Below are 14111 nucleotides of genomic sequence, written 5' to 3' on the forward strand. Positions count from 1 at the left end.
TCAACTACCTTCCAGTATATCATAATTCATTTGACAGAAAGGTTTAAAAATAGTGTTGACAGGCTACTGTAGAGCTGATAACATAAATCAAAGTAAACTGATAGGAATTGTTTTAGGTTGAAATTAGATCGATCTAATTTATTTAGAAAAAGCATTTTCTGGGTGCATGAAAGGAGTGGATAGGATGGTCGGACAACTGGAGGGCAAACCTACGGAGCTTGTCGGTTCAGGCATAGAAATTCGTGATTTATTTAAATCATTTGGAGGTAGGGAGGTTTTGTCTGGTATTAATGTCAACATTACGGACGGGGATATTTTCGGACTTGTTGGGGTGAGCGGCGCGGGCAAGTCAACGCTTTTGCGCTGTATCAACGGTCTGGAGACCTTTGACCGCGGCAGCTTGCATGTCAACGGAGTTGAAATCCGCAGCATGCGGGGAGCAACACTACGCAAGTTTCGCAGCAATATCGGCATGATCTTTCAGCATTTCTCTCTGCTGGAGCGAAAAAATGTGTATGACAACATTATGTTTCCAATGAAATGCTTTGGCTACAATAAAGCGGTGGCTGATGCGCGCGTGAAAGAGCTCCTGCAGCTCGTGGAATTGACGGACAAGGAAAAGGCACTGCCGCGCGAGCTTTCCGGCGGACAGAAGCAGCGGGTTGCCATCGCCCGGGCGCTTGCTATGAACCCACGCATTCTGCTTTGTGATGAAGCGACAAGCGCACTTGATCCCAACATCACCAAATCCATTCTGGGTCTGCTCAAAAAAATTAACAAAGAGCTTGGCATCACCATTGTCATTGTGACGCATCAAATGGAAGTGGTAAAAGAAACTTGCAACAACATCGCGGTGCTCAGCAAGGGTCAGTTGCAGGCTGCCGGAGCGGTGCAAGATATCTTCCTGGAAAACTCCGGTCATCTGAATGATTTCCTGGGCGCACATGAAGTGAAAACTGGCGAGGATAACATTCTGTTTGAGCTTATTCAGCGACCAGGTCAGGAAGACATGCTTTCCCGCTTCGCCTTGTCAACAGGGGTGCCGTTTGAAGTTGTATGGGGCGGACTGGACCGTTATGTGGACAGTATCGCGGGGGCGTTCACCTTATCGGTCAGCAGGCAAGATTTTGACAAGGTCAGGGCCTATCTGGAGCAGAGCGGCATGGAATGGAGGAATTTGTAATGTATCAGTACGATTACCAGACTCTGCTCGATAAAATCATTTTTCCGGGGCTGCGCGATACGCTGATTATGTTGGGCGGCACCGTTGTGACCTGTACCCTGTTCGGTTTCATCTTGGCACTCATTCTCATTACTACAGATGCCAAAGGACTCAGGCCCAACCGAGCAGTCTACGAGACCTTCAGCGCCATCATTAATGTGCTGCGTTCTGTACCCTTTATTATTCTCATTATTACAATAATTCCGTTAACTCGCTTTGTTGTGGGGACGACCATTGGTACAACAGCTGCCATTTTCTCCATTACCATTGTAGGCTCTCCGTTACTGGCGAGATTGCTGGAGGGCTGCTTTAAGGAGGTGAATCCGAGTCTGATCGAGGCTGCTAGGTCATTTGGCGCATCCGATTGGCAAATAACATTTAACGTTATTGTCAGTGAGGCGATTCCATCCATCATTTCAAACTTAACGATTGGTTTTATTTCGTTGCTGGGCTTTACAGCTATGGCAGGGACCGTTGGAGCCGGCGGGCTGGGGGCAGTTGCGCTTTCCTATGGCTACCAGAATTTCAATGACACGATTATGTACACAACCGTTGTTATTTTAATTGTTATTGTTCAATTTATACAACTGGGCGGGAATATGTTGTACCGCAAGTTGAAATAAAACATCAGAAATGAGGAGTTTTACATGAAAAAACAGGCAACTGCCAAGCTGATTCTGATCATGACCACTGTCATTGTGCTGCTGGTCGGATGCTCTCAGTCATCCAGCTCATCCTCCGACGCACAATCGGATGCAAAGTCCCAAAAAATTGTGATTGGCGTGATTGCCAGGGAGCAGCCGGATATTGATTATGTGGCCGAAAAGCTGAAGCCGGAAGGCTATCAAATTGAGACGCAAGTCTTCAATGACAATATTGCTTTGAACAATGCGACTGCAGACGGCAGTATCGATGCCAATTATTTTCAGAATGAAAAATATATGAACAGCTTCAATGAAAGCAACGGTACAGAGTTGGTCGCTTATGGCCCGAATATTTATACAACACCGGTGCTGTTCGTATCCAAGAAATACAAAACTGTGGATGAGCTGCCGCAAGGAGCTAAGATCGGCATTGCCAACGATTCCGCCAACAGGGCGCGAGAACTGCAACTATTGGCGGACAATGGGCTAATCCAATTGCGCGAGGGTATTGACCTGCCAACAGTACTCGATGTTGTCGAGAACAGCAAGAAGCTCGAATTCGTTGAAATTGATCCGCGCAGCCGCGTAGGGGCTTTTGCTGATCTGGACGCCATGACTGCGCCGGCTATTACGGTAGCTCAAATGAATGATCCCCAGGTGACGATTGATACGGCGCTGCTACAGGAAACACCTGAGGTGTACAAACAATATGGCGGTATTTTGCTGGCTATTAAGAAAGGAACTGAAGAGAAGAATAAGGAATGGCTGGATGCTATCGTATCGGTGATGACTTCGAAAGAATATTCGCAATGGCTGCTGGATACGTACAAGGGAGTCAAGAAACCGTATAACGAATAATGCATCCTGAGTAATGGGAATGCGGAAATAAGCAAAGCGTTTGTCTGAAAAAACTAACTATAATGATAAAGGAGTGCTGAACCATGGCAACTGTATTGGCATACGCAACGACATCTCTGAAGGAAGAACAAAAGACAAAATTGGTAAGTGAGTTGGGCACGGCAGTAACAACGGGTCTTCGCCTGCCTCCGGAGCTAAGAACTATCTCCTGGATCGAACTTCCACAGGCATCGACAACACCTAAGGACTTTTATGAAATTACATTTTTTGTATACACCGCACCTGGAAAACCAGTTGAGGCGAAGCGGGACTTGGTTCGTAATCTGCAGGAGACTACGGATCGGGTGCTTTCCGGCTTGCAGGTAAAAACGATTGTCATCATTAAAGAACACGCCGATGAAAATGTGGGTGTGGGTGGGCAGCTCCGGCTGGATATTGTTGCTGCACAGGCGAATCAATAAAGTGGGAGGATACAGTCACGATGAGATATAAGGAGATTGGACAGAGCGGCATACAAGCCTCTGTCGTTACTTTCGGCGCTTTCGGTATTGGTGGAGGATTCCAGTTCCCAGATACCAATGATACGGAATCGATTCGCGCCATTCATGCCGCGCTGGATCTGGGCATCAATATAATTGATACTGCCCCGGTTTACGGCTTTGGGCACAGTGAGGAAATCGTTGGGCAAGCGATCAAAGGCCGGCGGGATAATGTCATTATTTCGACAAAATGCGGCTTGTGGTGGGGTGACGAGGAAGGCAGTTATCGTTTTACCTGGGACGGGCATCGCGTGAAGCGGAATTTGAGCCCGCGAACGATTCGCATGGAGGTGGAGCAAAGCCTGAAGCGGTTAGGGACGGATTATATCGATATTTACTATACACATAATCCGGCGATGGAGCCTTTTCTAACACCAATTGAAGAAACGATCGAGGTGCTGATGCAACTGAAGCAGGAAGGCAAGATTCGCGCCATAGGCGCGTCCAATTGCGAGCCGCATCACGTGCAGAGCTACATCGATTATGGTGAAATCTCAATCGTGCAAAAAAAATTCAATATGCTGTCCAGAGAACCCGAGCAGGCGATCCTGCCTCTGTGCAACGAGCATCAGATTAGCTTCCATGCGTATTCGCCGCTGGCGCAAGGGTTACTGACAGGACATATTCGGCCTGATCATGTGCTGGAGCCGAACGATCCCCGCCAGAACGATGCCTGGTGGCATGGACGCAACCTGAAGCTGGCCACTGAGTTTGCCGGCGGTCTGGTTGAGATCGGAAGTGAATATGGGGTTAGCGCCAGTTCTATTGCCGTAGCCTATTTGTTGAACAAGCATGCCAATGTCAATGTGATTTGCGGCATTCGCAAGGAAAAGCACCTTCATGAGAATATTGCCGGTGCCGAGGTAGTACTGCCGCCAAATGTCATAGCTGAGCTGGATTTCCGTCTACAAAAGCTGGAACTTGCAGCCGAGCTGTAAACCTGAAAGGGGTGAGCGATTATGACCAGTATGGAGCTGGACAAGCAGGTTGAACAGTTTCTAACCGATCATCAAGCGGCGATTCTCGAAGATATCAAACGTCTGATTCGTGTGCCGAGCGTGGGCACCACCTTTCATCCGGATAGCCCGGAGCCTTTTGGTGCCGAATGCGCTGCTGTATTGCGTGAGGCGGAGCAGTTGGCCGCGCGGGAAGACTTGTCGGTAACGGCTTTTGCTGGCTATGGCATTAAGGTGCAGCTGGGAGACAGTGAGGAGGGCATCGGCTTGTTCGCCCATCTGGACGTGGTGCCCGCAGGGCGGGGCTGGAGCTTTCCGCCCTTCTCCCCGTTCGAGAAAGATGGGTTTCTATTTGGCCGAGGTGCGATGGATAATAAATCGGCTGCTGTGCTTGCGCTTTATGTACTGAAGTTTTTCAAAGAGACCAACGTGCGGCTGGATCATAATGCTTATGTATTTCTGGGCGTCAACGAAGAGAGCGGCATGCGGGATATCCGCTATTTCCTGTCCCAGCATCAGTCGCCGTCCTTCGGGATTGTTGCTGACGCTTATTATCCGGTATGCTATGCGGAAAAAGGGATTGTGCGAGCCGATGTGACTGGAAGCGCGTCCGACGACAGGTTGCTGTCCTTTCAAGCTGGCGAGGATTACAATATGGTGCCCGCCGTTGCGGAGGCCCGGTTGCGCGGATTAACCTCATACGAAGTGCAAAAGCTGCGGTCGGAGGGGTTTGAAGTCGCGGAGCTAGAGGGGATAGCGGTTGTTCGCGCGCAGGGTAAGGCCGGGCATGCGGCGTTTCCTGCCGGGACGCAAAACGCGGCAAGAAAGCTGGCGGGGGCGCTCCTTGCGCATGAGCTGGTTGAGGATGCTGCGGCGCGTGCTGTGCTCACTTTTTTGTCACAAGCGCTGGGTGACCCTTACGGGGAGGGGCTTGGTATCACTCACAGGGATGAAACGGGTCCTACCACCAGCAATGCCGGCATCGTAGCGTGGAATGAGGGAACCGTTCGGATCGGAATCGATGTCCGTTACGGTCTGTCGCAATCCGCGGATGCGCTGCGGGAGCAGTTGGCAGCCTACTCGCGGCAGCATGGACTGTCACTGACTGAGTGGACGGACAGTCCGCCACACTACATGGACAAGGATGACCTGATCATAGCGGCCTTATGCAGGCTTGCCAACAGTGAGCTGGGCTTGTCGCAAGCGCCCTATGCAATGGGTGGGGCAACGTATGCCAGATGGCTGCCGCGCACAGTAGCCTTCGGCCCGCTTCGCACCGATGTACAGACTCCTTTTCCCGAAGGAAAAGGGAGCAGCCATCAGCCGGACGAGGCCATGCGCATCAGCCAGATCTGGGACGCATTCAAGATTTATATTAAGGCAATTGTGGAAATTGACCAGCTGCTGAGTGACCAAGAAGAGACTGGGTGAGGTGAGCAGCGCGGCGGGTTTCAGATAAGAAAATAAATATACACTTTTTATGCCCACGCAACTTGGCTGCCAAGGTTTTTAGCAGACATTAGAAGCTGGGCTTATTTTCATTTTCTGTGATAATAAAAAGACTTGGCTTCGAACTGGACAACTGTTGGGGCGTGGATCTCCATTGGCACAATCGGCCTGATTAAATCTATTGAGTGCTATCGTCCAAACAAAGGAACAAGGTTAGCCACATTTGCTGCTCGTTGTATTGAAAACGAAATCCTGATGCACCTGCGTTCGCTCAAGAAAACACGTAAAGACGTATCCCTACATGATCCAATTGGGACGGACAAAGAAGGTAATGAAATTACACTTATAGATATCCTTGGCTCCGAGGCTGATGATGTCATTAGAGAAGTAGATCTGAAGATCGAAAAAGCAGTGTTCCCTTCAAAATAATGCTCAGTGCTGACCGATCTGCTTATCCAAATCATTGAATACTATCAATAAAGATAACCGTCAAACAATAGAATATATGATATAATGACGTGGTTGTTGCAAGGTGCAATTTTAATATGAAAAATAGGATGGGCAATATGAAGGGTTATCTTTATAACGTTGATAAAAAACGATTGATTATTATGGTTATCGGCAATGTATTTCTGGGCATGGGAATCAGTATTTTTAAGCTGTCCGGCATGGGGAATGATCCCTTTAGCGGCATGGTAATGGCACTTGCAGAGTGCGTCGGTATAACATATGCAAATTTTCTGATCTTGCTGAACCTGGTATTGTTTGTAATCGAATTCATAACCGGACGAAGGTTTATTGGAGCCGGGACTTTTGTAAACGCAATCTTTTTGGGATATATCGCTACGTTCTTTCATAGTACTTGGCTATCTCTGTTGGGCGAACCTCAGCTGTTATGGCAGAGGGTGGTCGTCGTAGCGATTGGCGTGGTGGTATGCAGTTTTGGGGTATCCTTGTATCAGACATCGGCTGTGGGAGTAGCTCCTTACGACAGCCTGTCCCTGATTATGAGGGATAACTTCCCGAAAATATCTTATTTTTGGCACCGGATGTTTACGGATGCGCTTTGTGCTTTGATTTGCTTCCTGGCAGGAGGCGTTATAGGCTTAGGAACTCTAGTGTCCGCACTTGGTCTGGGACCCATTATTCATTTTTTTGATGTGAATTTTACGGAGAAGCTGCTGGCAAAAAAGCGTCCAAATTAAGAAAGGCGGGGCAGATCAATCTGCCCCGCCTTTACTGTAATTTGAAGGTTCATTTCTAATGAGTAAATGCACTCTTAATATTATTTTTTTTATGAACATCTTCCGTGCCGCTATCCAAGGCGGTCTTGTAGTAGAAGCATTTATGTTCTATGACTTCCATCGTTTTTCTTAATTCTTCCATCTGTGCTTCTACGGAAGCTTTTCGCTCCAGGAACATGTCATATCTCTGCTGCAAGGTGGAGTCCCCCTCAGAGCACCACTCAATGAAATGTTTTATTTCCTTAATCGGCATCCCGGATGACTTCAGGCATTCAATTACTTTTAAAGCGTCCATATCCGTTTCTTTGAAAACGCGTTTCCCGCTGGGGGTTCTTTCTATAAAAGGCAAAAGCCCCTCCTTGTCATAGTAACGCAGGGTATGTGATGTCATATTAAAGTATTCTGCAACTTCACTTATGGAGTATGTCTTCATCATCTATCTCCAGTCTTAATTATATTTTGTGCTTGACTTAGAGTTAACTTTAAGTAATAACATAGGTTTTGTAAAGTCGGCATTACAGTTTTTTATATTAACTAGAAGAGAGGTTTCACTATGATAAAAGTTAATGCACGCGCTACATTCAGTCAGGAAGGCCCGTTCAAGCTAACTACAATCGAACGCCGGAATCTGCAGCCGCACGATGTTCTTATAGAGATTAAATACGCGGGCATTTGCCACTCGGATATTCATACAGCCCGCGGGGAGTGGGGACCGGTTAAGTATCCACTTGTTCCAGGGCATGAGATCGCCGGTATTGTCAGCCAGGTCGGTTCCGAAGTTACAAAGTACACAGTTGGCGATCGTGTAGGGGTAGGTTGTATGGTTGACTCCTGTGGAGAGTGCAGTAATTGCCAGAAAGGTGAGGAGCAGTATTGCCTGAGTGGAAATACGGGCACCTATGGAGCTATCGACCGGCACGGTCACTATACACAGGGCGGATATTCCACGCACATCGTTGTAACAGAAGACTTCGTGGTCCGGATTCCTGACGCTATTCCGCTTGACGCGGCTGCACCGCTTTTGTGTGCAGGAATCACCACCTATTCACCGCTGCGCCATTGGGGAGCCGCTCCCGGCAAAAAAGTAGCTGTAGTGGGTCTTGGCGGGCTTGGACACATGGCTGTGAAGATTGCTCATGCTATGGGAGCTGAGGTTACTGTGTTATCACAGTCACTGAAGAAGAAGGAAGACGGATTGCAATTAGGAGCGGATCATTATTATGCCACAAGCGATCCGGAGACATTTAAGCAGCTTGCCGGTTCATTCGATCTAATCGTGAATACAGTAAGCGCACAGATTGATATCGATGCCTATCTTTCACTTCTAGCGCTGGATGGTACATTAGTCAATGTCGGTGCGCCTGCTGATCCATTGGCAGTTAACGTATTCTCGCTGATCGGCCACCGCCGTTCGTTTGCCGGATCGATGATTGGCGGAATCCGTGAAACGCAGGAAATGCTTAATTTCTGCGCTGAACATAATATTGCATCTGAAATCGAGGTCATTTCTGCTGACCGGATAGATGAAGCCTGGGAGCGTGTGCTTGCTTCAGATGTCCGTTACCGGTTTGTCATCGACATCAGCACGATGGGGAACGAATAAGAGACGTCCTCTTTCTTGACATCGGTTCGTGTCCACAACCTCAAGAAATTCGATAACATAGCGGGAAATCGCAAGGAGCTGGAAATCTCACGCAGTTGTGTTTCGAGAATAGAAAAACGGCGTTGCTTCATACAGCAGCGTAGTGTATAAATGCTAAATAGGCAGAGCAGTGCTTCTACCATTGGGGTAGGAGGGCGGCTCTGCTTATTGTCGTTACTGCAAGTGAATATTTTGGATCAGCTGATTCTGCTGTTTTATGAAAAAGATGATTCTTTAAAGGTTGGAATTTTTAAAAATCAGGTTGAAAAATGCTATTTTCCCTAATAGAAAATCATGACACAATAACAATAAAGCGCTTACTTCATTAAAACATCCCAAGTTCATGAAGACTCTATACCACTTTTTGAAAATATTTACGATATTAAAAGTCGTATCGGCTGGCCGAAATTTCGGATTCCAAGCAAAGGTTGGAATTATTAAAAAAAGTTGGTACTAAACGTTTAACTCAATAACTTAGGGGGTCAAACGGTTGGACATATCTATGTGATTATGAAGGGGGAGAGGGAAATGAAGGTAGGTAAAGCATTCGGGGTAGGTATTCTTTCAACTGCACTAGCATTAAGTGTCATTGGCTGCGCGAAAGATGAGACAAACACAGCAACCAAGGCAACTGATGGACCCAAAGCATCTGAGAACGCCACCTCCAAGCCTGAGGAGAAGGTCAAAATTATCTATTCGATGTGGGGAAGTGCGGAAGAGGGAAATGTAACCCAGGGAGTGGCGGATAAGTTTAATGCTTCTCAAGACAGAATTGAAGTAGAAGTACAAGCAATTCCTTGGGAAAACTACATGACCAAGCTGAATACAATGGCTACGGCAGAGCAATTACCTGATACAGGGATGCTCAGAGAAGATGGGGTCGTTCAGTGGTCTACCCAAGGCATGCTGAATGATGTAAATACAATGTACGAAGGAAGCGACAGCAAACCACTGGATAGCCTAGCCTACAAATATCAAGGGAAAACCGTAGCCTACGCGGCTGCCAATGAAATCTTACTCCTCTATTACAACAAAGATATGTTCGACAAAGCCAATGTACCCTATCCCCCAGCCGCTCTGGATAAAGCGTGGACATGGGAGGAATTTGTAACAACAGCAAAGAAGCTGACCCTTGATAAAAATGGTAAACATCCTGATGAGAGTGGCTTTAATGAGCAGAGTATCGTTCAGTTTGGCGCATCCGTTGAAAACTTACCATGGCAGCTTGAGACCTGGGCGCTTGGTAATGGTGGGGGGTTCTATTCGGGTGATGGGACTGAGGTGAGAATTGGAGAAGACGCCAGTATAGAGGGAATTCAGAAGGTTGCAGATCTTTACTTGAAGGATCATGTTGCTCCGTTGTCTGTCGGACAGACTGATGATGGCATTCAACGAACCATTATCGCGGGAACTGTTGCCATGGCTACTAACGGTGCGTGGAACGTGGGAACTAGTCTCAATACGGCTAAGAATGAAGGCCTGAACTATGGCGTTGCAGTATTGCCTTACATGAAGGATAAGGTTACCCTCAACACGGGTGGCGCCAATGTCGTGTTCTCCCAGACTAAGCATCCAAAAGAAGCGATGGAATGGCTGAAATGGTACAACTCAGAAGAAAATAACTGGGGCCTCATTAGCTCGGGAATCTGGATGCCGACACTGGAGAAGTGGTACACGGATGAGACCCTTACCCGTAAATGGGTCGAAAATCCTAACTTCCCTGTTTATGACGAATATAAATCTGCAGTAGTCGATTATGCGCAATCACCTGCTGTGAAGCCCGCAGCGTGGTTCTATACGAATCATACGACGGAGTTTAACACCTTACTCGGGTCGGTTCTAGGGGATGTATGGACTGGAAAGACGACCGCTAAGGATGCTATTTCTAAGAATCTCGATGCGTTGAAAGCAGCTCATTCAGGCAATAAGTAAAGTCCGTAAAAGAATGGCCGCTGCCAAGCTCACACCCGCGGCGGCCATATTATGATCTTCAGGTGGGGATATAGAGATGGAAATAATTAATAGATCTCCGAAACGTCGTTCACGTATTCATGCAGGTGAGGCACGAGCCGCGTATATATTATTGATCCCTGCCTTCATTGGGCTGATCTTTCTAACGTATTTACCTCTTATTGGGGTGCTCGGGATCAGCTTAACGAATTGGACGGGACTTTCAGACCCCAAATTTATTGGCTTCGAGAATTATATTAATCTATTTACCACTGATCCTTATATTAAAGATTCTATTATAGCTACGGTCTACTTTGCCGTCTTATCGGTAGTTGGAGGTATGATTTATTCACTTTTTATTGCGATGCTACTGAATCGTAAAATTCCGGCAAGAGGGTTTTTCCGAGCTGTTTTCTATGTACCGTACGTTTTGCCGGCAGCCGCAATATATGTAGGATGGTCTTGGTTATACGAAGCTAATTTTGGATTTTTTAACTTTATTCTCTCTGAGATTGGTTTGAACAAAGTTTCTTTTATCGCGGATTCCAGTTATGTCATTCCATCTCTATCCTTGATCTCGGTTTGGCTGTCAGGTAACTTAATTGTTATTTTCTTAGCTGGGCTGCAGAATGTTCCGGTCGTCTACCATGAAGCGGCTGAAATGGATGGTGCGAATGGATGGAAACGATTCTTGCATATCACTTTACCGTGCATGTCGCCCATTATCTTTTATAATTTGCTAATGAGCTTGATTGCCAATCTCCAAATTGTTACGCCGGCTCTTTCATTAACGAATGGCGGTCCGGGTAATTCTTCACGATTTTTAACTTATCTGATGTATGATCAAGCTTTTGTAAATTATAAATTGGGGTATGCTTGTGCGACAACGGCCGTTATTTTTGTTATTCTTGCAGGCTTTACTGGTGTATTATTCAAAACCTCCAATCTATGGATCTTTAATGAAGGAGGCGATGACAAATGAGTGTAGCCACATACGGAAGATTAAAGAGCAAAAAACGTAATAATCAATGGATGAACCTGATCTCGTTTGTCGTTGTCATTTTTTTTACTATACTCGTGCTCTTTCCAATCTGGTGGATATTTCGCACGTCGCTCATGTCGAATGCCGAGATATACAAATATCCGCCTTCACTGCTGCCAGGAAATTGGTTGTTTTCAAACTATGCAGAAACGCTAGAGATATTTAAGTTTTGGAAATATTTATGGAACACCATGATTATTATTGTACCCGCTTGTTTGGCAGGAACCTTTACAGCGACCTTATGCGGTTATGCCTTTGCAAGACTGCGTTTTCGGGGCAAAAAATTGATTTGGGCTCTTTGTGTCGGTTCGATGCTTCTACCTGCCATGGTTACTCTTATTCCACTATATATTGGGTGGACGAGAGGCTTAGGAATCCATGACAGCTATCTGCCGTTGATTTTGCCTTATTTCTGTGGTGGTGGCGCATTTAATATCTTTTTGATTAGGCAGTTTATCATGTCTATTCCGAGAGAGCTTGATCAAGCAGCAACGATCGATGGTGCTGGATATTACCGCATTTTGTTCAGCATTATTATGCCGGCCATTAAATCTGCAATGATCGTTGTGGCATTATTTATCTTTATCGGTTTATGGAATGATCTACTTCAACAGATGATTTACATAAACTCAAGCGATAAGTACACGATAGCCTTGGGACTAACCGCTTTTAGAGGCCAACTAAAGCAGGACTGGTCGCTGACGATGGCGGCTACGTGTATGTCCTTTGCGCCGGGCGTCATTTTTTATCTGATTGGTCAAAAATATTTCGTAGAAGGAATCACGTTGACAGGACTGAAAAATTAGCTCCAATGGCTAAAGATAGCGCACTGTAATCTGCTCTGAAGTGTTAATGGGGGCACCTTTCTGCTAAGGCTTAAGTTCCGAGCCTGGCGGTATAAGGTGCCCTTTATTTGTGCTGTGAAAATATAAATTTAAAGATAAAATCCTTTATGAGATAGAAACAATCCCTTTTGCGGTAGTTGCTAGCCATCCTGTCTTATAGACTTGTTAATGTAAGGAGTCCCGTAAATCTTTGAACGAGGACTTCGCATATTCAGTCAAAAGAAGGAGAGAAAATCCACATTATGAACACTGTAACACAGATAAACAACAGCAAAGACAAGCAGACGCATTTTATTCTCAACGGTAATCTATGGAATATTATGGTCCAGTTATCATGGCCCGCTATCATCGCAATGGTTCTCTATGGCTTAAATGCGGTTATTGCCGCTGTATTTGTGGGAAGGTTTGTCGGAGAGGAAGCACTGGCTGGGGTTTCGGTAGCTTATCCTTTAACCCAGATCAGCTTGGGACTGGGCTCCTTGATCGGGGTGGGTGCCGGTTCTGCTTTAAGTTTAGCCCTCGGCAGGCAGGACAAAGAAATGCAGAAACGTTTGATGGGGAATGTTAATTATCTGTCCATCCTTGTAACGCTTGTCTATATGGTGTTAGGTTTATTTTTCTCCACACAGCTGGTGCGAATTATGGGAGGAGAAGGGGAAACTCTGGCTCTTGGAGACAGCTATTATAGAATTACGGTGATCGGTTCATTTTTCTGGATTTATGGACTGGCTGCCAACATGATTGTGCGTGCCGAAGGGAAAATGAAATCGGCAGCCGTGGTAATGGGCATTGGACTGGCAGTTGATGTATTGTCCAATTATATTCTGGTAGCCTGGCTGGATTTTGGAGTAGAGGGTGCTGCCTGGGCTACAAATATCGGGATGCTGGTCTACACCTTGCTGGGATGGATTTATTTTGGCAAAGGATTTGCCTCATTCCGAACGAATGTCTTTGCAATCTATCGGGATGCTGCCACAATCAAATCCATAGTTGGACTGGGAATGTCCTCTTTCATTATGAACTTTATGAATCTGGTACAGGCTGTTGTAGTATTTAATGCACTGTCGAGATACGGGACTACAGCAGATATTGCATTTTATGGTGTGGTTTTCCGTGTATTCACCTTCCTGTTGACGCCGATATTCGGATTAATGCGCGCCTTGCAGCCAGTCATCGGCATTAATTTTGGAGCAGAACAGTATGAGCGCGCCATCAAAGCCTATAAAATATTCACACTCGTCTCCATGCTGCTGACTTTGCCTTTCTGGATAATTTCCATGATCTCTCCGGCTTCCATTCTGGGACTAATGCTGCCGGATCAAATCTTTAAGAGCAGCGAAATGTTATATTTCCGGTTGAACATGGCGGTTCTGCCGTTATTGTCGCTCATTTTTATGGCCATGACCTTTTTCCCTGCGATTAATAAAGGGAAGCCGGCGGCCGTTATCGGCATCACCAGACAACTTGTTTTTTATGTGCCAGTGATGCTTGTTTTGCCAAGATGGTTAGGCGTCTCCGGAGTATATTGGGGTTCGCTTGTGATTGATTCTGTGGTTGTAGTGTGGACGGTAATCCTGGTAACTAAGGAATTCACCCGGCTCAGAGCTAAGTCCAAGCTAGCCAGGACTTACAATATGTGAAGGTAAGATGCTGGAACTTCTGCTTTGCCTGGATGGACAATTTAATAGATATACCCCAAAAGAGCCTTGGAACTATAAAG

At 46.3% G+C, this 14111-nt stretch carries 13 protein-coding genes and 1 pseudogene; 13 read left to right on the forward strand and 1 reads right to left on the reverse strand.

All coding sequences use genetic code 11. The features are described from left to right. The first annotated feature begins 184 nt into the window (after positions 1–184). The 8 genes and pseudogenes from NYE35_RS07295 (at position 185) to NYE35_RS07330 (ending at position 6873) form a co-directional block, all read left to right on the forward strand. The gene (locus NYE35_RS07295) at positions 185–1183 is read left to right on the forward strand and encodes a methionine ABC transporter ATP-binding protein (protein WP_076104756.1); all 999 of its coding nucleotides are present in this window, start codon (positions 185–187) and stop codon (positions 1181–1183) included. Next, positions 1183–1845: a methionine ABC transporter permease gene (locus tag NYE35_RS07300; protein ID WP_036675839.1), complete on the forward strand. Its 663-nt coding sequence runs from the start codon at positions 1183–1185 to the stop codon at positions 1843–1845. The genes NYE35_RS07295 and NYE35_RS07300 overlap by 1 nt, the downstream gene beginning before the upstream one ends. 24 nt (positions 1846–1869) lie before the next feature. After that, positions 1870–2724, forward strand: coding sequence for a MetQ/NlpA family ABC transporter substrate-binding protein (locus NYE35_RS07305; protein WP_036675837.1), 855 nt, complete (start codon positions 1870–1872; stop codon positions 2722–2724). 83 nt (positions 2725–2807) lie between these two features. Then, positions 2808–3185, forward strand: a complete 378-nt coding sequence (locus NYE35_RS07310; RefSeq protein WP_036675836.1) for a tautomerase family protein — start codon at positions 2808–2810, stop codon at positions 3183–3185. A 20-nt stretch (positions 3186–3205) separates the two neighbouring features. Then, positions 3206–4201 carry an aldo/keto reductase gene (locus NYE35_RS07315; RefSeq protein WP_341120538.1) on the forward strand — a complete coding sequence of 332 codons (996 nt, stop codon included), beginning with the start codon at positions 3206–3208 and terminating at the stop codon, positions 4199–4201. Positions 4202–4222: 21 nt separating this feature from the next. Then, on the forward strand, positions 4223–5650 hold the full coding sequence (locus NYE35_RS07320) for a Sapep family Mn(2+)-dependent dipeptidase (RefSeq protein ID WP_341120540.1): 1428 nt from the start codon (positions 4223–4225) through the stop codon (positions 5648–5650). A gap of 165 nt (positions 5651–5815) precedes the next feature. Beyond that, positions 5816–6079 (forward strand): annotated as a pseudogene (locus tag NYE35_RS07325) (sigma factor); the annotation flags it as partial. A gap of 134 nt (positions 6080–6213) precedes the next feature. Continuing rightward, positions 6214–6873 carry a YczE/YyaS/YitT family protein gene (locus NYE35_RS07330; protein ID WP_235219370.1) on the forward strand — a complete coding sequence of 220 codons (660 nt, stop codon included), beginning with the start codon at positions 6214–6216 and terminating at the stop codon, positions 6871–6873. A gap of 55 nt (positions 6874–6928) precedes the next feature. Here NYE35_RS07330 and NYE35_RS07335 read toward each other — a convergent pair whose 3' ends face one another. Then, positions 6929–7345: a MerR family transcriptional regulator gene (locus NYE35_RS07335; protein WP_036675831.1), complete on the reverse strand. Its 417-nt coding sequence runs from the start codon at positions 7343–7345 to the stop codon at positions 6929–6931. A 120-nt stretch (positions 7346–7465) separates the two neighbouring features. On the opposite strand from NYE35_RS07335, the gene NYE35_RS07340 reads away from it, so the two are divergent. From NYE35_RS07340 to NYE35_RS07360, 5 genes are all read left to right on the forward strand, one after another. Beyond that, complete coding sequence (locus tag NYE35_RS07340; protein ID WP_036675829.1) at positions 7466–8515, forward strand: NAD(P)-dependent alcohol dehydrogenase; 1050 nt, start codon at positions 7466–7468, stop codon at positions 8513–8515. 567 nt (positions 8516–9082) lie between these two features. Further along, positions 9083–10486, forward strand: a complete 1404-nt coding sequence (locus tag NYE35_RS07345) for an ABC transporter substrate-binding protein (protein WP_076178997.1) — start codon at positions 9083–9085, stop codon at positions 10484–10486. A gap of 76 nt (positions 10487–10562) precedes the next feature. Beyond that, positions 10563–11486, forward strand: a complete 924-nt coding sequence (locus tag NYE35_RS07350; RefSeq protein ID WP_076224199.1) for a carbohydrate ABC transporter permease — start codon at positions 10563–10565, stop codon at positions 11484–11486. Then, the gene (locus tag NYE35_RS07355; protein ID WP_036675824.1) at positions 11483–12352 is read left to right on the forward strand and encodes a carbohydrate ABC transporter permease; all 870 of its coding nucleotides are present in this window, start codon (positions 11483–11485) and stop codon (positions 12350–12352) included. Before NYE35_RS07350 ends, NYE35_RS07355 begins: the two co-directional genes overlap by 4 nt. A gap of 281 nt (positions 12353–12633) precedes the next feature. Next, complete coding sequence (locus NYE35_RS07360) at positions 12634–14031, forward strand: MATE family efflux transporter (RefSeq protein WP_341120543.1); 1398 nt, start codon at positions 12634–12636, stop codon at positions 14029–14031. The last annotated feature ends 80 nt before the right edge of the window (positions 14032–14111 follow it).

The organism is Paenibacillus sp. FSL L8-0494, assembly GCF_038003695.1.
Classification (GTDB): Bacteria; Bacillota; Bacilli; order Paenibacillales; family Paenibacillaceae; genus Paenibacillus_AQ; species Paenibacillus_AQ odorifer.